General features: G+C 70.3%; 21 protein-coding genes and 1 pseudogene. 13 read left to right on the top strand and 9 right to left on the bottom strand.

Annotated elements, in window-relative coordinates:
• The first annotated feature begins 95 nt into the window (after positions 1 to 95).
• Positions 96 to 500, top strand: a complete 405-nt coding sequence (locus E1294_RS24835; RefSeq protein WP_132512011.1) for an alpha/beta fold hydrolase — start codon at positions 96 to 98, stop codon at positions 498 to 500.
• A 364-nt stretch (positions 501 to 864) separates the two neighbouring features.
• On the opposite strand, the gene E1294_RS24840 is transcribed toward E1294_RS24835, so the two are convergent.
• On the bottom strand, positions 865 to 1,623 hold the full coding sequence (locus tag E1294_RS24840; RefSeq protein ID WP_246083252.1) for a helix-turn-helix transcriptional regulator: 759 nt from the start codon (positions 1,621 to 1,623) through the stop codon (positions 865 to 867).
• Between the two features lie 560 nt (positions 1,624 to 2,183).
• Positions 2,184 to 3,098 (bottom strand): hypothetical protein, encoded by a 915-nt coding sequence (locus tag E1294_RS24845; RefSeq protein WP_132512015.1) that lies wholly within the window; start codon positions 3,096 to 3,098, stop codon positions 2,184 to 2,186.
• Between the two features lie 323 nt (positions 3,099 to 3,421).
• Between E1294_RS24845 and E1294_RS56020 the strand changes: the two are divergent.
• Positions 3,422 to 3,613, top strand: a pseudogene (locus tag E1294_RS56020) (oxidoreductase); the annotation flags it as partial.
• A gap of 43 nt (positions 3,614 to 3,656) precedes the next feature.
• Here the strand turns inward: E1294_RS56020 and E1294_RS56025 are convergent.
• Entirely contained in the window at positions 3,657 to 4,151 is a 495-nt protein-coding gene (locus E1294_RS56025; protein ID WP_181958552.1) for a pyridoxamine 5'-phosphate oxidase family protein, read from the bottom strand.
• Positions 4,148 to 4,984 carry an NmrA family NAD(P)-binding protein gene (locus E1294_RS24855; RefSeq protein WP_132512017.1) on the bottom strand — a complete coding sequence of 279 codons (837 nt, stop codon included), beginning with the start codon at positions 4,982 to 4,984 and terminating at the stop codon, positions 4,148 to 4,150. The genes E1294_RS56025 and E1294_RS24855 overlap by 4 nt, the downstream gene beginning before the upstream one ends.
• Positions 4,985 to 5,066: 82 nt before the next feature.
• On the opposite strand from E1294_RS24855, the gene E1294_RS24860 reads away from it, so the two are divergent.
• Complete coding sequence (locus E1294_RS24860) at positions 5,067 to 6,110, top strand: AraC family transcriptional regulator (protein ID WP_132512019.1); 1,044 nt, start codon at positions 5,067 to 5,069, stop codon at positions 6,108 to 6,110.
• A 39-nt stretch (positions 6,111 to 6,149) separates the two neighbouring features.
• Here E1294_RS24860 and E1294_RS24865 read toward each other — a convergent pair whose 3' ends face one another.
• Together E1294_RS24865 and E1294_RS24870 are read right to left on the bottom strand one after the other, a co-directional pair.
• Entirely contained in the window at positions 6,150 to 6,995 is an 846-nt protein-coding gene (locus E1294_RS24865; protein WP_132512021.1) for a PHP domain-containing protein, read from the bottom strand.
• 197 nt (positions 6,996 to 7,192) lie between these two features.
• Entirely contained in the window at positions 7,193 to 7,663 is a 471-nt protein-coding gene (locus E1294_RS24870) for a MarR family winged helix-turn-helix transcriptional regulator (protein WP_132512023.1), read from the bottom strand.
• A 150-nt stretch (positions 7,664 to 7,813) separates the two neighbouring features.
• On the opposite strand from E1294_RS24870, the gene E1294_RS24875 reads away from it, so the two are divergent.
• A complete protein-coding gene (locus E1294_RS24875; protein ID WP_132512025.1) occupies positions 7,814 to 8,686 on the top strand; it encodes an SDR family oxidoreductase in 873 nt (290 codons plus the stop codon).
• 24 nt (positions 8,687 to 8,710) lie between these two features.
• Here E1294_RS24875 and E1294_RS24880 read toward each other — a convergent pair whose 3' ends face one another.
• Entirely contained in the window at positions 8,711 to 9,697 is a 987-nt protein-coding gene (locus E1294_RS24880; protein WP_132512027.1) for a phosphotransferase family protein, read from the bottom strand.
• Positions 9,698 to 9,899: 202 nt separating this feature from the next.
• Here E1294_RS24880 and E1294_RS24885 point away from each other — a divergent pair, with 202 nt between their 5' ends.
• Together E1294_RS24885 and E1294_RS24890 are read left to right on the top strand one after the other, a co-directional pair.
• A complete protein-coding gene (locus E1294_RS24885; RefSeq protein WP_246083253.1) occupies positions 9,900 to 11,366 on the top strand; it encodes an MDR family MFS transporter in 1,467 nt (488 codons plus the stop codon).
• A 107-nt stretch (positions 11,367 to 11,473) separates the two neighbouring features.
• The gene (locus E1294_RS24890) at positions 11,474 to 12,133 is read left to right on the top strand and encodes a class I SAM-dependent methyltransferase (protein ID WP_132512031.1); all 660 of its coding nucleotides are present in this window, start codon (positions 11,474 to 11,476) and stop codon (positions 12,131 to 12,133) included.
• A 156-nt stretch (positions 12,134 to 12,289) separates the two neighbouring features.
• Here the strand turns inward: E1294_RS24890 and E1294_RS24895 are convergent, their stop codons facing one another.
• Positions 12,290 to 12,856 carry a hypothetical protein gene (locus E1294_RS24895; RefSeq protein WP_132512033.1) on the bottom strand — a complete coding sequence of 189 codons (567 nt, stop codon included), beginning with the start codon at positions 12,854 to 12,856 and terminating at the stop codon, positions 12,290 to 12,292.
• Positions 12,857 to 13,017: 161 nt separating this feature from the next.
• Positions 13,018 to 13,893, bottom strand: a complete 876-nt coding sequence (locus E1294_RS24900; RefSeq protein WP_132512035.1) for a LysR family transcriptional regulator — start codon at positions 13,891 to 13,893, stop codon at positions 13,018 to 13,020.
• A gap of 110 nt (positions 13,894 to 14,003) precedes the next feature.
• On the opposite strand from E1294_RS24900, the gene E1294_RS24905 reads away from it, so the two are divergent.
• The 7 genes from E1294_RS24905 (at position 14,004) to E1294_RS24935 (ending at position 20,572) form a co-directional block, all read left to right on the top strand.
• On the top strand, positions 14,004 to 15,572 hold the full coding sequence (locus E1294_RS24905; RefSeq protein ID WP_132512037.1) for an amidohydrolase: 1,569 nt from the start codon (positions 14,004 to 14,006) through the stop codon (positions 15,570 to 15,572).
• A gap of 14 nt (positions 15,573 to 15,586) precedes the next feature.
• On the top strand, positions 15,587 to 16,537 hold the full coding sequence (locus E1294_RS24910; protein ID WP_132512039.1) for an ABC transporter substrate-binding protein: 951 nt from the start codon (positions 15,587 to 15,589) through the stop codon (positions 16,535 to 16,537).
• On the top strand, positions 16,534 to 17,448 hold the full coding sequence (locus E1294_RS24915) for an amino acid ABC transporter permease (RefSeq protein WP_132512041.1): 915 nt from the start codon (positions 16,534 to 16,536) through the stop codon (positions 17,446 to 17,448). Before E1294_RS24910 ends, E1294_RS24915 begins: the two co-directional genes overlap by 4 nt.
• A gap of 41 nt (positions 17,449 to 17,489) precedes the next feature.
• Positions 17,490 to 18,239, top strand: a complete 750-nt coding sequence (locus E1294_RS24920; RefSeq protein WP_132512063.1) for an amino acid ABC transporter ATP-binding protein — start codon at positions 17,490 to 17,492, stop codon at positions 18,237 to 18,239.
• A gap of 133 nt (positions 18,240 to 18,372) precedes the next feature.
• Positions 18,373 to 19,344: a class A beta-lactamase gene (gene bla / locus E1294_RS24925; protein ID WP_132512043.1), complete on the top strand. Its 972-nt coding sequence runs from the start codon at positions 18,373 to 18,375 to the stop codon at positions 19,342 to 19,344.
• 236 nt (positions 19,345 to 19,580) lie between these two features.
• Positions 19,581 to 19,859, top strand: coding sequence for an FmdB family zinc ribbon protein (locus E1294_RS58165; RefSeq protein WP_132512045.1), 279 nt, complete (start codon positions 19,581 to 19,583; stop codon positions 19,857 to 19,859).
• 44 nt (positions 19,860 to 19,903) lie between these two features.
• Positions 19,904 to 20,572: an AmiS/UreI family transporter gene (locus tag E1294_RS24935; RefSeq protein WP_132512047.1), complete on the top strand. Its 669-nt coding sequence runs from the start codon at positions 19,904 to 19,906 to the stop codon at positions 20,570 to 20,572.
• The last annotated feature ends 49 nt before the right edge of the window (positions 20,573 to 20,621 follow it).

The raw sequence follows: 20,621 nt of genomic DNA on the forward strand, positions 1-20,621 counted from the left end.
AATGATCGAGGTGGGCGATCATGTGCTAGGCGCCCAGGTCCGCGGGAAGGGCCCCGCAGTGGTTCTCGACTGCGGCGGCTCAGGCCAGGGCGTGGGTGGGAGGCTGGGGAGAGGAGTTGGAACGCGCGCTGGCCGAGCGTGCCACTGCGGTGACCTGCGACAGGGCCGGTGTCGGCCGCTCCGGCGGATCGCAGGCCCGTACCATCGCCGAGATGGCCGAAGACCTGCGTCGGCTTCTTCGCGCCCTGCACCTCGAACTGCCGGCGGCATTCGTGGGCTGGTCCTACGGCGGGCTCGTCACCCAGCTTTATGCCGCCCGCCATCCCCATGATGTGGCTGGGCTGGTTTTCGTGGATCCGAGCCCGGCGGAACTCCGCCGGGCTCGGCGCTCGTACGCGACCTCTCGTCCCTCCTGGCTCCACGGCTGCTCCGCCTGCGCGCGATGCTCGGCGGCGCCAGTGCGCGGTCGCTGCGCGAACTGGCAGCACAGGAAGACCTGAACGGGTGAGCCGCCGGATTTTCCGAAGCGGCCCCCTGCGATCGCCATGCGCTGGTCGGCCGCCGTGGATCGCTGGAGGCGATCGACGATCTGTGCGTCGTCCCATGTCTCCCCGTTGCGGCGCCCGTTCGGGATGTCGGGACGCCGCCGGCTGCCTCAGAGAATCGTGATGGTGTCGACGTGCGGCGCAGCGATTTATGCGGATCCTGGCGCCGTTGTAATCAAATATGGTCCCCTTGGAACGTGGGTATCAGGTGTCCTTCCCGATGTGCGGTTCTGGTGTCGTGAACACAGGCCGTTCAGCGCCGAGTCGCGTACGGCGTCCTTGGCATCGTCCTGCTCCGGACGCGCTCAGTTGTCGACCGTCAGGAGAGGTCGATGTGGCTCAGCTCGCGGCGGGATCGGATGCCGAGCTTGCGGAAGGCGCGGTAGAGATGGTGCTCGACCGTGCGCGGGCTGAGGAAGAGCTGTGCGGCGATCTCCCGGCTGGTGTCGCCATCGGCTGCCAGACGGACGACCTGGAGCTCTTGTGAGGTGAGCCGCTCCACGGGGGTGGCGGCTGTGGGCTCGGCCCGCGTCAGGGTCTCCCCGGTCGCGTGCAGTTCCGTCCGCGCCCGCTCGGCCCACGGCGTGGCGTGCAGCCGCTCGAAGACGGCCAGAGCCGAGCGCAGCGGCACCCGGGCATCGCTGCGCCGCTTGGCCCGTCTCAGCCACTCGCCGTAGAGCAGTTGGGTGCGTGCCTGTTCGAACGGTCGGCCCGCTCCATCGTGTGCGTCGAGCGCGCGCAGGTAGTGGGCCTCGTCATCGGTGACCAGGCAGCGCGCGCTCACCGCCTGAGCCCACCGCTGCCCTCCAGCGTGCGCCCATGCTTCCAGGCGGCGCAGGGGCTCAGCCGCCCGTTCGGGCTCGCCGAGCCGGACGGCCGCCTCCACCTGGTCGGCGCCGGCACTGACCAGGCCGGAGGCGTGCCGCAGCGGGCCGCGGGCGGCCGCCTCAAGCCGGTCGAGCGCCGCGGCATGGCGGCCTCCCGCACCGATGATCATCGCGCAGAACGCGCCCCATGCCATCGTCAGGGCCTCGTCATCGGGCCGCCGCCGGTGCGTGGCGGCAAGGAGGTCCGGCACCGCTCGTCCCGTGCCGGCAGGAAGGTCCGGCACGGCTCGCCGCGCGTCGGCAGGGAGGTCCGGCACCGCTCGCCGCGCGCCGGCCACGAACTCCGCGAGCAACGGCAACCCTCGTGCGTAGTCCTCTCGCACGAGAGCCGCCATCCCGGCCACCATCGGGTCGTGCCAGCGCGCACAGCCGCTCGGCCGCGTCGAGTATGGCTTTCCTGTCGCCGCAGAACCACCCGTAACCGGTGCTGGCGCGCAGCATCAGCGCGGCCTGCTCCGGGCCGGCGTCCGCCGAACGCTCGACCAGCACCCGGGCCGCCAGCCGCCGTTCGCCCAGCTCGAACTCCACCGCCGCCCGTACCGGCGCCAGCACCGCAGGTGACGTCGGGCCGGACACCAGCCACTCGGCCTGTCCGACCAGGTCGGCGGCCCGGTGGGCGTGTCCTGCGGACAGCGCCAGCCAGGCCGCCTCGCCCAGCCGTGCCGCCCGGGTCTGCGGCTCTGCGGTGAGCTGCGCGGCCTGCTCGTACAGGCCGGCCGCGGCGGCGTACGCCGTGCGGCCGCGGGCGCGCTCAGCCGCGTGAGTGATCTCCTCGGCAACCTCTTCGTCCGGGGATGTCGTGGCGGCGGCGAGATGCCGGGCCCGGCAGTCGTCGTCGGTGGCCGCGCGCGCCAGTGCCTCGTGTACGAGGACCCGCTGCGCCAGCGGCGCTCCCTGGTACGCGGTGGTGCTGATCAGCGGATGCCGGAACGTCACGACAGCAGCGGTGACGTCGACCAGCCCGGCCTGCTCGGCCTTCCAGACCGACGCCCAACGTCTCGGCCGCGCTCAGCAGGGTGGGCAGATGGCCGCGCGCCTCGGCGGCGGCCGTCAGCATCATCAGGCGGGTCTTGTCCGGCAGTACGGCGATCCTCGACCGGTACGTGGCCAGCACCCGGTCCGCGACGGGCATCGGCCCGGCCGCGGAGTGGTAGGGCCGCTGCGCCGCGGAGAACTCCGTCAACGCCAGCGGGTTACCCCCCGACTCCTCGATCACCTGCTCCCGGACGGCCGGTGTGAGCCCCCGGTCCGCCAGCAGCAGAGCCGCGTCCGCCGAGGACAGGCGCGAGAGTTGCGTCTCGGGCAGCCCTGTCGCGGTGAAGCCCTCCTCCCGCGCGGCGAACAGGATCGCCACGCCCTCGGCGCTGAGGCGGCGGGCGGCGAAGCGCAGCGCGTCGGCGCTCGCCTGGTCGAGCCACTGCGCGTCGTCCACCAGGCAGAGCAGCGGGCTCTCCTCGGCCACTTCCGCGAGGAGGGTCAGCACGGCCAGCCCGGACAGGAACCGGTCCGGAGCTCCCCGCCGTCCGTCGTCCTGCGCGAGAACCGCGCGCAGCGCGTCAGCCTGAGGGCCGGGCAACGCGCCGATCCGGTCCTGCACGGGCCACAGGAACTGCACCAGGCCGGCGAAGGCCAGGTCGGCCTCGACCTCGATGCCGGTGACCTGCACGTCCGCAGGCCCGTGCGTTGCGCGTAGCCGGCGGCCCAGGTCAGGAGCGCGGATTTACCGATCCCGGGCTCTCCGCGCAGCACGTGGCCGCCGCTGCATCCGGCGCGCGCGGCGTCGACGAGGGCCTGGATCGAGGCTGCTCGACTGCCCTGCCGTACAGCACCAAGCGCCCCCGATCCGTAAGTACGTACGCCGAACACCCGTACGTAATCACGGTAACCTTACCGGTTCGGTCCGTAAGTGCTCGTTCCTACCGTCGAGGCATGAACGAACTGCTTCAACCTGTGACCGTAGGACGGCCGGACCTCTCCAACCGTCTGCTCATGGCCCCGATGACCCGCAGCCGTGCCTTCCGCGATGGCCTGGTGGACGAGCTGACCGCGGAATACTACGGCCAGCGCGCCGGCGCCGGACTGATCATCACGGAGGGCACACAGCCCTGCGTGCTCGGACAGGGGTACATCGACACACCGGGCCTGCACACGCCGGAGCAGGTTGCGGCCTGGCGGCGTGTCACCGATGTGGTGCACCGGCGCGGTGGGCGGATCTTCGTGCAGCTCATGAACGCGGGGCGGATCGGGCACCCTTACCTGTACCCGGGAGGCGAGTTGCCGCTGGCGCCGTCGCCGATACCGCTCCGGCGAGCGGCTGTACACTCCCGACGGGCCGCTCGACCTGCCCACCCCGCGAGAGATGACCATGGAGGACATCGCCCGGGCCATCGAGGTCCCAGTAGCGGGCGGCGAGGCGGGCACACAGGTCGTGCGCTCCGTCGGCCTCCACCGTGGTGCGGCCGGCGACGGACACCCAACGCTCGCGCTCACCCACCGGGGCCGCGACGACGATCGAGCCGCGGGGGTCGCGGCGCAGGCGCCGCATCTTCAGGGAGTCCGGCTCCGTGATGAACTGGACCGTCCCCTCCGCGGTGGCCTCGAACCACACGGGCCGGGGTTGTGGCGGCTGCGTTCCCCCGGCCACGGACAGGAACCCGTACAGGGGGCGTGCGAGAAGTTCGAGGTCCTCGGCGGTCAGCCGGCTGGTGGTGGTGCTCATGGCCGCCAGGCTCCCGCCGCCGCGGCCCGCACGACGTAGTCCTCGAAGATGCGGGGCGCGCGCCCCAGCACGGTGGCGATGCCGTCCGTCGGCTCCCTCATCAGCCCGCGCTGCATCAGGACGAACATCTCGGCGACGTGGTGGGCGTCTTGCACGCCCCAGCCCTCCTCGACCAGTGCCGTGGCGTACTCCGCGGGGGAAACCTCCGTGTAGGAGATGGGCAGCCCGGACGCCCGGGAGATCAGCTCGACCGCCTCGGCGAAGGTCAGCGCGCGCGACCCGGTCAGCTCGTGGATCCGGCCGGCGTGCCGGCCGGGCTGGGCCAGCACCGCGGCCACGGCGTCGGCGACGTCCTCCACGTCGATGAACGGGTCGGGGACCGCACCGGCCGGGAGCGCCAGTTCGCCGGCGACCAGCGGGGCGTGGAAGATGTCCTCGGTGAAGTTCTGGTTGAAGTTCGAGGCCCGCAGAACCGTCCATTCCAGCGCCGAGCCGCGTACGGCGTCCTCGGCCGAGCGCATGTCCAGCCCGAACGTGGAGTCGCCCCAGGTGTCGGCGCCGCGCCCGGAGAGCAGGACCAGGTGCCGTACGCCGGCGGCCGTGGCTTGCGCCACGAACTCGTGCACCGGTCCGGGCACGGGCGGAGCCACCACGTAGGCGGCGGTGACGCCCTGCAGGGCCGGACCCCAGCCGCCGGGGTCGGACCAGTCGAAGCGCGTCGCGCTGGATCGGGAGGCGGCGCGCACCTGCGTGCCGTGCAGCCGCAACCGGGCGGCGACCCGCCGGCCGCTCTTGCCGGTGGCGCCGAGGACGAGGGTGATGTCGTTGCTCATGGCAACAATTCAACGGCGTCCGCTCGGACGAATCCATGGGTAAGAAGCCGGATCACATATGTCATCGTCTAAACTCCGTGGGGTGGACGCGTTCAGTGACCTCTTCCGCGGGATGCGGGCCCAAGGCTCGTTGTTCGGCAGTTCGATCCTGTCCCCGCCCTGGGCGCTGCACTTCGTGGATGGCGCGCCGCTGACGTTGTGCACCGTCCTCGGCGGGACGGGCTGGATCGTACCGGAACACCGCCCGCCCGAACAGCTCCGCGCCGGCGAGACGGTCATCGTCCGAGGCCCCGCACCGTTCACCTTCGTCGACGAGGTCGGCACCCGGGCCGAACCGATCGCGTGCGGCGAGCACTGCGCGACGCCCGAGGAGGGCGGGACCCGGCACCGGCGTGGCTGGAACGACACCTGCGGCGGCTCCGGTGACGGCGCGACGACTTTGATCGTCGGCGCCTACCTGGTGCGCGGCGAGATCAGCCGCAGGCTGCTGGACGCGCTGCCCGTCGTGCTGCGCGTGGATTGCGGCGGCGGGGCCAACGCCGTACTCGACCACCTCGCCGCCGAGGTCGCCACCGACACTCCGGGCCAGCAGGTGGTCCTGGACCGGTTGCTGGACTGGATGCTAATCTGCGCGCTGCGCGAATACTTCGACCGGCCCACCGGCGAGTCACCGGCCTGGTACACCGCACAGCGTGACCCGGTGGTCGGCGACGCGCTGCGCCTGCTGCACGCCGAACCGGCGGCGCCCTGGACGGTCTCCTCGCTGGCCGACCGGACGGGGGTGTCGCGGTCCACCCTGGCGAAGCGGTTCGCCGACCTGGTGGGCGAACCGCCGCTGACCTACCTCACCCGCTGGCGCATGACGCTCGCGGCGGACCTGCTGGCCGAGCGCGAGGCGGTGACCGTCTCCGAGGTCGCCCACGCCGTCGGCTACTCCGACGCGTTCGCATTCAGCGCAGCGTTCAAACGGACCAGAGGCGTCAGCCCGAGCGAGTTCAGGCGCACCGGTACGACCGTTCCCGAGCCGGCCGGCCCAACGACGCCGCTTCGCGGTCGAGGCGCAGATGGCTCTCAGGTCGGGGGAGTTCTCACGGCACGCCGGCGGCCGGATACCGCGCGGGAGTGATGCCGGGAGGACCGGTGACTGTCATCCGGGCCCACGCGATCAGTCCGCACGCGCCCAGAAGTCGTACGGATCTCGCCCAGGGCGGAATCCGTGAGCCTGCGCCATGTCCGCCGCATCCCGGAACCCGCGGGCGACGGCCGCGGGGTCGTGGGCGTCGCTGCCGAACGTGACCGCTTCCCCGCCTTCTTCGTGCCACCACCTGACGATGGCCGAGTGCAGCGGTATGCGCGTGTTGATCTCGAGTGCCCTGCCCGACCGGGCGGTCATCCGCAGCGCGTGCCGGAACTCCTCCTCGAACACCGGCAGATCGAAGGGGCCTGCCTCCTGCGCCGGCCAATATCGCATCGGGTAGTCGATGTGGGCCAGCACGGAGAACACGCCGTTGTCAGCGACGAGCCTGACGATCTCGGCCAGGTATTCCCGTACGACGTCGGCCGCGGCCCGGTGCCCGTACAGGCCCGGTGGCTCGGCGAAGCCGTCGCCGTCCGGGAGGGAGTGCAGGGAGCCGAGCACCCGATCGAACCGGCCGGCTCCGAGAACCTTCGCGACGGCGGCGGCGTGCCGGTGGGGTTCACCCAGTTCCAGGCCGCTCAGGATGCGAAGAGCCGGGAACCGTTCCCGGCACCTCTCGATCGCCTCCAGGTATCCGGGCGCGTCGAACGCCGGAGGAGCCAGCAGCCCGTCCGGCGTGGTCAAGGTCGCGAGGTGGTCGTCCGGGGCGAGGGCGTCAAGAGCGACCGTCCAGACCGTATGGTCGACGTGCTCGGTGAAGGCGATCGCCGGCAGCCCGAGCTCCACCGCCCGCGCGCAGGAGCGCTCCATCGACCCTGATGGGGCGTCCCAGGACCACTCGCTGTGCACGTGGCTGTCCGCAGGCGACATCATGAATTCCACCGCTCCCTGACACATCGCTTCTCGAACGTGGATTGCGGTCAAACGTCAGTCTTGATCGGTTGCTGCCCAACGGACGGGCTCGGGACGCGGCCCGAGGTGGGGATGGCGTTCACGGCTGTGAGCAGAACACGGTGTCACGGCTGTGTCCGGGTGCCCGGAGAGGACCGGTCGGCCGCATCCGCACGGATTCAGCCGGGGGCAGGTCCGGAATCGTGTTGTTGGTCCGGCCCGGCCGCGGCCTCGTCGGTTATCGCCATCAGCGCTCGCCGCAGTTGCGCGTAGGCGGGCTCGCCGATCGTGCCGGCGTGCCGGCGCTCGATGTCGGCGATGATCTCGTCCGCGTGGCGTTGCTGGTCGAGGCCGCGTTCGGTCGGCACCACGAGCTTCGCGCGGCGATCGGCCGGATCCGGCCGGCGCTCCACATAGCCGAGCGCTTCCAACTCGTCGACCAGCCGGCCGACGATCTGCTTGTGCCGGCCCGAGAGCCGCGCCAGCTCCGTCGCGCGGACGCCGCCTGCGTCGAGATAGGCCAGGATCGCCCCGTGGCGCGGGCTCACCTCGCCGTGCCCCCTCTCCGCGAGCCGCGCGAAGACCTCCCGTTGCAACGAGAACAACAACCGCGCGGCGAGGATCCCCAGGTCGGAATCCTGGGTGATCATCCGGATGCGTTCGCCGGCTGGAGCGTGCGTCACGCCAGCATGGTATCACTTCGTTCAAGTCACACTTTGTGATAGTCACCTTTCAAGACTATTCTTCGGTGCGTGGCCCTGACCCGCACGGGCAGGGAACCCTTCACGAAAGGACGGACGATGAGCCGCACAGTTCTCATCACCGGGGCGACCGGCAGCGTGTCGACCGCCTTGCGCGATGCCCTCGAAGGCTCCGATCTCACCCTCCGGGCGCTGGTCCGTGACCGGTCCAGGGCCGGCACGCTGGAACGGCGCGGCGTCGAGGTCGTCGTCGGGGACCTGGGCGGCCCGAGCACGCTCCCGCCCGCCTTCAAGGGGGTGAACGACCTGTGGCTGCTGACCGCGATGGATCCCCGGGCGCCCGAGAACAGCATGAACGCGCTCTGGGCCGCTCGCCAGGCCGGCGTGGAGCGAGTCGTGCGCCTGTCGGCGATCGGCGCCGCCTACGACGCCCCGACACGCAACGGGCGCCTGCACGCCCTGTCCGACCATGAGTTGCAGGCGTCCGGCCTGCGCTGGACGATCCTGCGCCCGCACGCCTTCATGCAGAACCTGCTCTGGCAGGCTGGCCTCATCGTCCGCGACGGGATCTTCTCCCTCAACATGGCGCAGGGCCGGCTCGGAATGATCGACATGCGTGACGTCGCCGACGTCGCGGCCCACATCCTGCGCGCGGAGCCGGACCGCCACCATGGCAAGATCTACACGCCGTCCGGGCCTGAGACGCTGACCTACGCCGAGGCGGCCGAACAGCTCGGACAGGTGCTCGGCAGGAAGATCCAGTACGTTGCCGCCGGCGCGGAAGACGCCCACGCGGGCATGGTCGCCGGAGGCATCTCCGAATGGCTCGCCGGGATGCTCGTGGAGTACGGGCAGGCGCTGGGCTCCGGTTTCGGCGACTTCACGACGACCGATGTCGAGGACGTCGCCGGCCACCCGCCCCGCAGTTTCGCCGACTTCGCCCGCGACCACGTGGCGGCGTTCACCGTGTAGCAGCCGGCCTCGCGGGAGCCCGCTTCAGGCGAGCTCAGCCAGCACGGTTTCCACGGCGTCGTACGAGTCCCCGACGCCGCCGGGGTCGCCGAGACGGTGGCGCTCCAGCCGGACGGCCCCGAGGTGGCGAATCTCATAGATCAGCGACCGCCACACCGCCGCGGGGCTCAGGTCCCGCTCCCCGTAGGCCTCCCAGAACGCGACACGCTCATCCTGTTTGGACGCGGCCAGCCGGATCGGCCAGTCGGCGGCCGGGTCGCCCCACAGCGTGCGGTCCAGGTCGAACACTCCGGAGATGATCGGCTCGGGAGCATCTTCGGCGATCATGATGTTGACGGTCCACAGATCCCCGCTGAGCAGGCGAGGCTCGGTGATCTCGTCCAGCACGGCGTGGTGCTCGGCGGCCAGCGCCGCGGCCTTGCGCAGGCCGGCGGAGTCCAGCCCCAGCCCGTCCAGGTCGGCCGCGATGTCCTGCAACGACCCGATCACCGCCTGGCTCCACGTGGTGTACGCCGGGCCCGCCACGGGGCCGAATCTCGCGCCTCGCACCTCGTGCACCGTTCTGGCGATCTCCCCGATCTGCCGGAAGAAACCCGTCCGTGCCCGGCGCGGATGCGTACGCAGCCCCTCGGCGGCGGGGACGCCGTCGAGCAGGGTCTGCACCAGGTAGTCCCTGCCGACGAGCTCGTGCGACCAGTCGGCCGAGATGACACGTGGCATCAACGGGGCGATCTTCGCGAGGTGGGGCACGGTGGCGTACTCGTTGCGCATGAGCTCGCGTTCGGAGACGAACTGGCGGTCCGGCTCGGGGGCGAAGCGCACGATCATCGGACGACTCCGGCCTTCGACGGTGACACGGTAGGTGGTGTTGTACATCCCCAGGCCCATCTCGACCGCGGATGACACGCCGGCGTCCGGGCCGAAGACCCGGCGGCAGACCGCCCGGATCTGGTCGGCGGTCACCGGCTGCTGGAACGCCCCTGCGGGCCGTTCGATCGGCTGGAAGTGCACCCCGCCATCTTGGACGAAGGCGCCATCCGGCACCGCTGAAAATCGGGTGACATTTTGTGGCACTTGTCGGAATGTTGGGTGCGGTCGATGAGTTTTGTCGGTAGCGCACGTCAACCTGTGCATGACCACAACTTCTTGTGAGACCCAAGGCTGGGATGCCAGCCGCGACGATGTCACTCCCGACAACCCCGATCGAGGTACTGTGCCCGGCCCCCTGCTCGACTCACCTGCCACGTCCGCGACCGCCGTCAAGGGCCGCACCCCGCCCGTGATCCGGCTGCTGGTGCTGGCCACGTTCGTGGTCATCCTTAACGAGACCATCATGATCAACGCGATCCCGCAGTTGATGAGCGCGTTGCACATCACCGAGCAGACCGCGCAGTGGCTCTCGACCGCTTTCATGCTGACCATGGCCGCGGTGATCCCGATCACCGGATGGTTCCTGCAGCGGGTGTCCACCCGCAGCGCCTATACCGTCGCGATGGGCCTGTTCCTGGCCGGCACGGCGTTGGCCGCCGTCGCGCCGTCGTTCGAGGTGCTGCTGGCCGCCCGCATCGTCCAGGCGTCCGGGACGGCCGTCATGATGCCGCTGCTGATGACCACGTTGATGCAGGTGGTGCCCGAGGAGGACCGCGGCCGGGTGATGGGCAACGTGAGCCTGGCCATCTCGGTGGCACCCGCGATGGGCCCGACGGTCTCCGGGGTGATCCTCCAGTTCGGGTCGTGGCGGCTGCTGTTCGTCGTGGTGCTCCCCATCGCCGCCGTGATCACGTGGAGCGGGCTGAAGCAGCTCAAGAACGTCGGAGAGCCCCGGTTCAGCACCGTCGACTGGCTGAGCGTGGTGACCGCGGCCGCGGGCTTCGGCGGGCTGGTCTACGGGCTCAGCCGGTTCGAGGGCGGTGACGTGCGCGTCGCCGCCGCGATCGTGGTCGCGGGCCTGGCGTCCATCGCCGTGTTCGTCGTCCGCCAGCTGTCGTTGCAGAAGCGTGGTGCGCCGCTGCTGGACCTGCGCACCTTGCGCCACCGCACCTACACGGTCGCGCTGATCATGATGTCGGTGGCGTTCATGGCGATGCTCGGCTCGATGATCCTGCTGCCGCTCTACCTCCAGAACGTCCGCCAGCTCAGCGCCCTGGAGACCGGGCTGCTCGTCATGCCGGGCGGCCTCGCGATGGGGCTGCTCGGTCCGACCGTCGGCCGCCTGTTCGACCGGTTCGGCGGCCGGGTTCTGGTCATCCCCGGCGCGATCGGGATCATGTTCGCGCTCATTGGCTTCACCCAGGTCACGATGACCATGCCGGTCTGGCAGCTCCTCGGTCTGCACGCGCTGTTGATGGTGGGCCTGGCCGCGACCTTCACCCCGGTGTTCACCCTCGGCCTCGGAGCGGTTCCGCCGCCGCTCTACTCCCACGCCAGCTCGATCCTGAGCACCCTACAGCAGGTCGCCGCCGCCATGGGGACCGCGCTGGTGATCACCGTGATGAGCGCGCGTGCCGAGGCCCTGAGGTCCGAGGGGGTCACGGAGATGCTCGCCAACCTCGGCGGCATGCGGCTGGCCTTCGTCGTCGGCGCGGTGTTGTCCGTTGTCGTGGTGGCCACCGCCCTGCTCCTGCCGGCCCGAGCCGCCAACGCCGGCGAGACCGAGGAGCTCAGCCGATCGGAGACCTGAGCCGGGTCATCGGTTCGGGCGGGGGCGCCGGGTCAACCCGCGAGGGGCGCGGACGGCCGCTTGGCGGCCGTGTTGCCGCCATGGGGAAGATTTGTGATGGTCGATCCATGGGATCAGCCGATGGTGGAAATCTGCAGGAGCTGCTCGACGAACAGGCCGTCTACTACCGGGCGGTGGCCCCGGAGTACGAACGCCACGCTCTCCCCTTCCCCGGGGCCTCCGAGCTGTCGGCGGCGCTCGACACGTTCCGGCCGGCCGGCAGCGTGCTCGAACTCGCCTGCGGTCCCGGCACCTGGACCCCCCAGCTGCTCCAGCACGCCACAGACGTCACCGCCCTCGACGCGTCCCCGGAAATGCTCGCCATCGCCTCGACGCGGGTGGGCGAGGACGAACGGGTGCGGTTCGTCCTGGCCGACCTGTTCCGCTGGCGGCCGGAGCGCCGTTACGACGTCGTCTTCTTCGGGTTCTGGCTGTCGCACGTCCCGCCGGAACGCTTCGCGTCCTTCTGGTCGCTGGTGGCCGACTGTTTGAAGCCGGACGGGCAGGTGTTCTTCGTCGACGACAGCTACCGGACCGCCGACGAGCTCATCGAGGGTGAGCAGTCCGTGACCATACAACGCCGGCTCATGGACGGGACCACCTACCGGATCGTCAAGGTCCCGCACCGTCCGGCGGACCTCGAACGACAGCTCGAACGGATCGGATGGCGCATCACGATCCACCCGACCTCTGGGCCGCTCTTCTGGGGAGCGGGAAACCGCGCCTGACGCCAGGACGACTGTGCCGTCCGGGGTCCCGCGGAGTCCGACGGGGTGACGCGCGGGACGGGGTGTTCCTCGCGGGCGCGCGGCACGTCAGCGCGCGGGGCGGGGTGCCTCTCGCGGGCGCGCGGCACGGAATGCCTCTCGCGGGCGCGCAGCGTCTCAGCGCTCGACCTGGGCGAGAAAGATCCGCCACGTCGACTTGGTGATGTCGGCGGCCTCGGCGCAGATCTCCTGGGCCTCGGAGCGCAGTGGCGGCGGGGGTTGCGGCGCGTCGCTGAGCCCGTAGCAGGGGATCGGGTCGCGCAGCCGCGTGAGCATCTCCTGCATCTCCCCGGCGGTGAGGAGCACCGCGCCGTACAGCAGGTCGGCGTATTTCGGGTCTTGCTTGCGCAGCCGGCGCGCGGTGCCGGTCGCGACCTTGACCGCCGCCGCTAGCGCTTTGCCGCAGGTCTTGCTGATCAGGGGGGTGCGACGGGTGCACTTGTCCAGATTTCCCGCGCCCGGGTGCGCGTCCATCGCGGCCCGGAAGGCGTCGTGTACGTCCTGCGTCACCTTCGGCGTCGCCGATCCAGAAGGGGAAGGGCCGGCGGAGGTGGTCGCCGGTGCGGCGGAGGTGGAAGCCGGTGCCGGGGACGTCGTCGCCGGGGTGGCCCGTGGTGGGCCGTCTCCGCAGGCGGTGACCAGCATCCCGACGACCACGGCCGGCACGAGGCGAACCCATCTCATCCGCGCAAGATAACATCCACATGATCGCGCGGCTACCGTCGGTCAACAGAGCGGTCTGCCGGGGGGCTTCCCGGCGAGCGTCCTCACGGCTTGCGAGCGCGCCGGCGTCCCGGCGAGCGTCCTCACGGCTTGCGCGGGAGCGGCGCCCCCGGCGGGGATGGTCAGACGGCCAGCGCGTCCAGCAGTGACTGCAGGCGGGCGGTCTCGCGGTCGGGGCGGACGAGGGTGAAGATGCTGCGGCTGGTGTTCAGCCATGGCACGTCGGCGACCACGATGTCCCGGCCGTGATCCCGCAGCGCGAGGTCGGGGACGAGCGCCGCCCCCACCCCCGCCTCGGCCATGGCCAGCGTGATCTTGAAGTCGTCGGAGTGGCAGGCCACCCTCGGATGCAGCCGCCAGCGCGCGAACACGCCGTCGAAGAAGGACGCGTCACTGCTCGCCGGATGGTGCACGATCCACGGCAGGTCGACGAACTGCTCCACCCGGTACGGCGCCAGATCGGGCCAGCCGCGCGGCAGGACGACCTTGTAGCGGTCTTCGGCGACCCACCGCCGGCCCAGCGACGACGGCCACGACAGGCCGGAGTTGCTCACCTGGTAGACGATGGCCGCGTCCAGTTCGCCGGCCGCGCCCAGGCGCGGGATGAGTTGTGAGGGTTCGGCCACGGAGAGGCGGATGGCGGCGCGGTCGGCGGGCTCCATGGCGCGCAGGACGCCGGTCAGCACGTCGGTGAAGCTCGGGAAGATGCCCAGGCGGATCTGCCGCTCGCTGTTCCTGTGCACCTCCTGGACGGTGGCGATCATGCGCTCAATGTCGATGAGCACGACCTCCGCGTGCCTGGCCAGCACCTCGGCGGCGCTGGTGGGCAGCACGCTGTGGGCGAAGCGCTCGAACAGCGCCACGCCCATCTCCCGCTCCAGGGCGGCCATCTGCTGGGAGACGGCGGAGGGGGTGTAACCGAGCCGGTTGGCGGCTGCCGCGAACGATCCCCGCCGCACGACCTCACGGAGAGTGCGCAGGTGCTCCGGCTTCAGCATCAGCAACCCTTACCCTCAGAAGCGCTAAATGTCGTGTTTGTAGCACTTCCACCTGCATTTAGCTACTCCTACAGTGAGGCCCATCACATTTCCGGCCCGCTGAGAGTCCCATGAGCATCCGCGTGTACCGCAACGCCGCCATCCACACCGGAGCCGGCGAAAACCCGTTGGCCCAGGCCATGGCCGTGAAAGGCCAGACGCTGCTGGCCGTCGGCGGCGAGGCGGACGTGCGCGAGGCGGCGGGATCGGGTGCGGAGCTGATCGACCTGGAGGGCGCCGCCGTCCTGCCCGGCCTCTACGACGCCCACATCCACACCGCCCAGTACGCCCTGAGCCTGGACGCGGTCGACCTGCGCGACGTGCGCTCCCTCGACGAGGCCCTGGCCAGGGTGGCCGCGCACGCCGCCCGGCTGCGACCGGGCGCCTGGTTGTTCGGCGGCCGCTGGAACAGCAACACCTGGGACCCGCCCGCCCAGCCGGACAGGTACGCCCTGGACTCGGTCTGCCCCGGCCTGCCGGTCGCGCTGCCCAGCGTCGACGGCCACACGGTCTGGGCCAACTCCGCGGCCCTGCGCCTGGTCGGCATCGACGCCGGTACCCCCGACCCGGTGGGCGGCGAGATCGTCAGGGACGCCGAGGGGGAGCCGACCGGCATCCTGCGCGAGGCTGCGTCGTACCCGCTGCGCCACCTCATGGTCTCCGCCGACCTGACCGACCTGCTCAGCGCCGCCCAGGAGGAACTGCTCGGGCTCGGCCTGACCAGCGTGCACGACATCGACGGCGAGGACTGCCGGGCGGCCTACCTGGAGCTGCGCGAAACGGGCCGGCTGAAGTTGCGCGTGCACAAGGCGATCCCGGCGACCCACCTGGAGGCCGCCATCGACGAGGGACGCCGCACCGGGCAGGGCGACGACTGGATCCGCACCGGGCCCGTGAAGATCTTCAGCGACGGCGCGCTCGGCTCGCACACCTGCCACATGAGCGAGCCCTTCGCCGGCGATCAGGGCAACGCCGGCATCGCGGTCACGCCGTACGACGACATCGTCAAGCTGTTCGGCAGGGCCGCGGGCGCCGGCATCGCGGTGGCCACGCACGCGATCGGCGACCGGGCCAACCGCCTGGTCATCGACGCCTACGAGGCCATCGGCCGCACGCCCGGCCTGCGGCACCGCATCGAGCACGCCCAGCACGTGCGGCCCGGCGACCTGGCGAGGATGGCCCGGCTGGGCATCGCCGCCTCCATGCAGCCCGTGCACTGCACCAGCGACATCGACCTGGTCGACTCCCTGCTGGCCGGTCACGGGGTGGCGTCCTACGCCTGGCGCGGGATGCTGAACGTCGGCGTCGCCCTGGCCTTCGGCTCCGACGCCCCCGTGGAGCATCCCAACCCGTTCGCCGCACTCCACGCCGCCGCCACCCGTACCCGCCCCGACGGCACACCCCCTGGCGGCTGGCAGCCCGAGCAGCGGCTGAGCATGGCCGAGGCCATCACCGCTCACACCCTGGGCGCGGCCTACGCGGCGGGCGAGGGAGAGCGCAAGGGCACCCTCGTGCCCGGCAAGCTCGCCGACTTCATCGCGGTGGACACCGACCCCTTCCTGGAGTCACCGGACGCGGTGCTGCGTACAAAGGTCATGACCACCGTCGTCGGCGGCGAAGTCCGCTGGCAGCGAAGCTGAAGGAGAACCCCCCATTGAACACCCGGATCCGTACCTTGCTCGCTGCCGCCGCGTTGCTCGCCGCCGCCACGGCCTGCGGCGCCGAGCCCCTGGACTCCGGCGCGGAGGCCGAGCGGTCGGCCGCGCCCGTCGTTCTCGACCAGGCCCCCGCCGAGGACAAGGCGGCCGGCGTGATCAACGCGATCACCCCGGACGAGGCGCTCGCCGCCAAGGTGCCCGCCCGGCTGAAGACCGACGGGCTGAAGGTCGTCTCTTCCCTCGGCTACCCGCCGATGGAGTTCTACGGCTCCGACGGCAAGACCGCGATCGGGCTCGACCCCTCACTGACCCGGGCCATCGCGAGGAAGCTCGGCGTCAAGGTGGCCATCACCGACGAGGAGTTCAACTCGCAGATCCCCGGCGTGCTCACCGGCCGCTACGACTTCGTCATCTCCTCGATGACCGACAACGCCGAACGCCAGGGCAAGGTCTCCTTCGTCGACTACGTACGGGCGGGCGCGGGACTCCTGGTCAAGAAGGGCAACCCGGCGGGCATCTCGGGACCGGACGACCTGTGCGGCAAGACGGTCTCCGTCGTCGACAACGGCTCCTCGCTCGCGCTGGCCGAACAGTACGACGCCGACTGCGAGAAGGCCGGCAAGGGCGCCGTGAGCATCCTGAAGTTCCCCGGCGATCAGGAGGCCCTGCTCCAGGTCGGCGGCGGTCGCGCGCAGGCCAGCATCACCGACTACGTGGTGACGACCTACAAGGCCGCCGACCCCAAGCTGGGGGTGGAGGCGATCGCGCTCGAAGGCACGGAGAGCCTGTGGGGCATCGGCATGAAGCCGGACGACAAGGAGCTGATCGACTCCGTCAAGGGCGCACTGGACGCCCTCATCCGGAGCGGCGAGTACGGCAAGGTGCTCAAGGCGTGGAACCTGGAGAAACTGGCCGTCGAGTCCGCCACGGTCAACGGCGGTAAGTGACCGTGCGCACCGAGCCGATCCTCGACGCGACGGGCACCCCCGTCCCCGTCGCGCGCACCCTGCACTGGGGCCGCTGGGCGGGCGCGGCCGCCGCGCTGGCGGTCGCGGGCTGGCTGGCCTACCTGGTCGTCGTCAATCCTCGCCTCGACTGGAGCAAGGTCGTCGAATATCTGGCCGACGACCGCATCCTGGCCGGGGTCTGGGTCACCATCGAGATCTCGGTGGTGGCCACGGCTCTCGGGCTGGTGCTGGGCGTGCTCATCGCGATCATGCGGCTGTCGTACAACCCGGTGTTGAGAGGGCTGGCCGGGGGCTACATCTGGTTCTTCCGCGGCACGCCCGTCCTGGTGCAGCTCATCTTCTGGTACAACCTGGCCTACCTGTTCCCCGAGCTGGTGCTCAAGATCCCGTTCACGATGATCGGCCTCAAGTGGGACACCAACGAGGTGATGACCGGCTTCACCTCCGCCATGCTGGGCCTGGGGCTGAACCTGGCGGCCTATTTCGCCGAGACCGTGCGCGCCGGCATCCAGGCCGTCGACAAGGGGCAGACCGAGGCGGCGTACGCGCTGGGCATGACCCCCGCCAAGCGGATGCGGGTCATCGTGCTCCCGCAGGCGCTGCGCATCATCATCCCGCCGACGGGCAACGAGTTCATCTCCATGCTGAAGACCACGTCGCTGGTGTACGTGGTCGCCGGGCACGACCTGATGACCAACGCCAGCCAGATCTACAAGGCCAACAATTTGATCATGGAGCTGCTGATCGTGGCGAGCCTGTGGTACATGCTCATGACCGCCGTGGCGACCTTCCTGCAGGGGAGGCTGGAGCGCCGGTTCGGCTCCGACGCCGTACGTCTCGTGCGCGGCGGCGGCCTGGCGGCCAGGGTCCTGCCGAAGGCGACGGCGTGACCGCGCCGGGGACGCAGGTCGTGCAGGCCACAGACGTCCGGATGAGCTATGGCGACGTGCAGGTGCTCAACGGCGTGGACTTCACCGTGTCCGCCGGCGAGGTGAGCTGCGTCATCGGCCCGTCGGGCTCGGGCAAGTCCACGTTCCTGCGCTGCGTCAACGGTCTTGAGCCGGTGCTCGGCGGCAGTCTGCGGGTGCTCGGCGAGGAGGTCGGCCACACCCTGCGCGACGGCAGGTACCACCCCTGGACGCCCAAGGAGTTCGCCGCCTTCCGCCGGAACATCGGCATGGTGTTCCAGCGCTTCAACCTGTTCGCCCACCAGAGCGCGCTGGAGAACGTGGCCTGCGGGCCCGTCCACGTGCTGGGCAGCCCGGCGGACAAGGCGCGGGGGCTGGCGATGGAGCACCTGGAGCGGGTAGGGCTGGCCGACCACGCGCACAAGCGGCCCCACCAGCTCTCCGGCGGCCAGCAGCAGCGGGTGGCCATCGCCAGGGCGCTGGCGATGAACCCGGCGCTGATGTTGTTCGACGAGCCGACGTCCGCGCTGGACCCGGAGCTGGTGGACGAGGTGCTGGAGGTCATGAAGGGGCTGGCCGCCGACGGGATGACGATGGTCGTGGTGACCCACGAGATCGCCTTCGCCAGGGAGGTCGGCGACTGGCTGACCTTCTTCGACGACGGCGTGGCCGTCGAGCGGGGCCGGCCCGGCGAGCTGCTGGCCGATCCTGGACACGAGCGCACCAGGGCGTTCCTGTCCAGTGTGCTCGGCCCGAAGGAAGGCCTGCTGTAACGGTTCGGCGGTCAGCCTGACGTGGGCACATATCGAGGCGGATATCGCCCGGTGATCGGTATCGCTATTAGACATCGCTTGATCGCATCTGCTTGGCTCCTTTCTCTGACAGCCGACAAGCGGAGGATTCGACATGCGACACGTACGCACCCGCAGGATCGTGGCCGCCCTGCCCGCGTCCGCCCTGGCGGCCTCCCTTCTGATCGGCGTCGGCGGGGGCCCGGCCTCGGCCGCGCCGACGACTGTGTCGATGACTGTGCCGACGACCGTGGCGGCTCCGACGGCGGTGGTTCCCGGAGCGGCTCTGGCCAGGAAAGAGCTGCGCAAGATGGAGGTGGCCGTCAAGGGCAGGATCGGCGCGTACGCGCTCGACACGGCCACCGGCAAGACCGTGACGTACCGGGCGGGCGAGCGCTTCCCGATGTTGTCCACCTTCAAGGCGCCCCTCTGCGCGGCCGTGCTGCAGAAGGCCCGCACCGCCGAGCCCGGCCTGATGAACAAGCTCATCACGTGGACGGGCGCCGACATGAAGCCCAACTCGCCGGTCACCGAGAAGCACGTCAAGGACGGCCTGACCGTCTCCCAGCTGTGCGAGGCGGTCGTCACGCGGAGCGACGGCACCGCGTCCAACCTGCTGCTCAAGCAGATCGGCGGGCCGAAGGGGCTGACGAAGTACTTCCGTACGCTGAAGGACCCGACCTCGCGTATGGACCGCTGGCACCCCGAGCTCAACGACTGGACCCCCAAGGACAAGCGCGACACCACCACGCCCGCGGCCATCGGCCGTGACCTGCGCGTGCTCACGGTGGGGCGGGCGTTGCACGCCAAGGACCGCAGGCAGCTCCTCGCCTGGCTGCTCGCGAACAAGACCGGCGGCGAGCGCATCCGCGCCGGCCTGCCCAAGACCTGGACGGTCGCCGACAAGACCGGCACCAACTCCGACGGGTTCGGCGGCGGGAACGACATCGCCGTCATCTGGCCCAAGAAGGGCGCCGCTCCCCTCATCATGTCGATCTACACCAACCGCACCAAGGGCCTCCCCACCGACAACACGACCATCGCGAAGACCGCGACCGTCCTGGCCCGCGCGCTCGGCACGCTCTAGCGCCGGGAGGCGTGCGTCTTTCTGGGTAACGCCATGGCTGCCTTACGAGAAGGCCATTTTTATGCATAAAAGATAAATGGCGTGCCGTGCACGGATAAGGCTTTTTTGTTCGTACGGGGCCGGGGCGTGGACCTTGACAGGGCGAATAGCCTGGAGGTTTTCTGGAGATATGGAGGCATAACGCCGCACGCGGTGTCGTGCCGTGAAAAGAATCCCGATCTTTTACGGGGATGTCCATGGCAACGTACGCGTACCGCTGTCTGGAATGCGGGCAATTCGAGGTGCGCCTGCCGATAGGGACCGCCGAGGCGGTCCGTGACTGTCCGGTGTGCCGCTCTCCGGCCCGCCGATTCTTCACCGTCCCGAACCTCACCCGGCTCTCCCATGCGGCGTCCGCCGCCCTGACCCGAGAGGAGCAGAGCAGGGAAGCGCCCGAGGTGGTCACGCACGTGCCTCCGGGGCGGCGGTGGCAACCGCCGTCACACCCGGCACCGTCGCGGCTGCCCCGGCCTTGAAACAGCCTTGAAACCACCCGTACTGACACGAGGAGGTGTCGGTGATGGGAGCCGTCGGACTCCTTTACGTGGGGGCGGTGCTTTTCCTCAACGGTCTGATGCTCCTGGGAAAGGTCGAACCGAAAGCGGCCGGCGTGTTCAACCTGTTCGTCGGAGCGCTGCAGGTGATCACGCCCACCGTGCTGGTCATCCTCAATCCCACCGACCCGGCCGTGGTGCTCGGCGCGTCGGGGATCTATCTGTTCGGATTCACCTATCTCTATGTGGGCATCAACCTGCTCGGCGGCTTCGACACCACAGGGGTCGGCTACTTCTCGCTCTTCGTGGCCGTCATGGCGCTCGGCTATTCGTTCGCCAACTTCCGGATCCTCGGCGATCCCGCCTTCGGAGTCATCTGGCTCTACTGGTCGTTCCTGTGGACTCTGTTCTTCGTGCTGCTCGGGCTGAAACGTACGCGGATCACCAGGTACACCGGCTGGGTCACGGCGATCCAGGGCTGGGTCACGGCGGCGATCCCCGCTTTCATGACCCTGGCCGGCTACTGGCGCGACACCAGGCTCTTCGCGATCATCCTCGCCGTGTTCGGCGTGGTGGTGTTCGCCGCGCTGTGGCCGCTGACGCGACACGGGGAGCCGGCCGGCGCGGCGCCCGGCGAGGCGGAGGAACCCTCGAGGCCGGACGGCGAGCGCCGGCATCGCCCGCGATGGACCTGACGGAGCCCGCCGAGGCGGAAGAGAGGTGAGGCTAACGCCCAGCCAGGAA

This window comes from Nonomuraea diastatica, from assembly GCF_004349015.1.
In the GTDB taxonomy this organism is placed as follows: Bacteria; Actinomycetota; Actinomycetes; order Streptosporangiales; family Streptosporangiaceae; genus Nonomuraea; species Nonomuraea diastatica.

Coding starts and splice junctions, on each gene's coding strand:
- E1294_RS24875 (WP_132512025.1), top strand. CDS start 7,814: ATGAGCCGCACAGTTCTCATCACCGGGGCGACCGGCAGCGTGTCGACC.
- E1294_RS56025 (WP_181958552.1), bottom strand. CDS start 4,151: ATGAGCACCACCACCAGCCGGCTGACCGCCGAGGACCTCGAACTTCTC.
- E1294_RS24895 (WP_132512033.1), bottom strand. CDS start 12,856: ATGAGATGGGTTCGCCTCGTGCCGGCCGTGGTCGTCGGGATGCTGGTC.
- E1294_RS24870 (WP_132512023.1), bottom strand. CDS start 7,663: ATGATCACCCAGGATTCCGACCTGGGGATCCTCGCCGCGCGGTTGTTG.
- E1294_RS24855 (WP_132512017.1), bottom strand. CDS start 4,984: ATGAGCAACGACATCACCCTCGTCCTCGGCGCCACCGGCAAGAGCGGC.
- E1294_RS24900 (WP_132512035.1), bottom strand. CDS start 13,893: ATGCTGAAGCCGGAGCACCTGCGCACTCTCCGTGAGGTCGTGCGGCGG.
- E1294_RS24920 (WP_132512063.1), top strand. CDS start 17,490: ATGAGCTATGGCGACGTGCAGGTGCTCAACGGCGTGGACTTCACCGTG.
- bla (WP_132512043.1), top strand. CDS start 18,373: ATGCGACACGTACGCACCCGCAGGATCGTGGCCGCCCTGCCCGCGTCC.
- E1294_RS24865 (WP_132512021.1), bottom strand. CDS start 6,995: ATGATGTCGCCTGCGGACAGCCACGTGCACAGCGAGTGGTCCTGGGAC.
- E1294_RS24890 (WP_132512031.1), top strand. CDS start 11,474: ATGGGATCAGCCGATGGTGGAAATCTGCAGGAGCTGCTCGACGAACAG.
- E1294_RS58165 (WP_132512045.1), top strand. CDS start 19,581: ATGGCAACGTACGCGTACCGCTGTCTGGAATGCGGGCAATTCGAGGTG.
- E1294_RS24905 (WP_132512037.1), top strand. CDS start 14,004: ATGAGCATCCGCGTGTACCGCAACGCCGCCATCCACACCGGAGCCGGC.
- E1294_RS24935 (WP_132512047.1), top strand. CDS start 19,904: ATGGGAGCCGTCGGACTCCTTTACGTGGGGGCGGTGCTTTTCCTCAAC.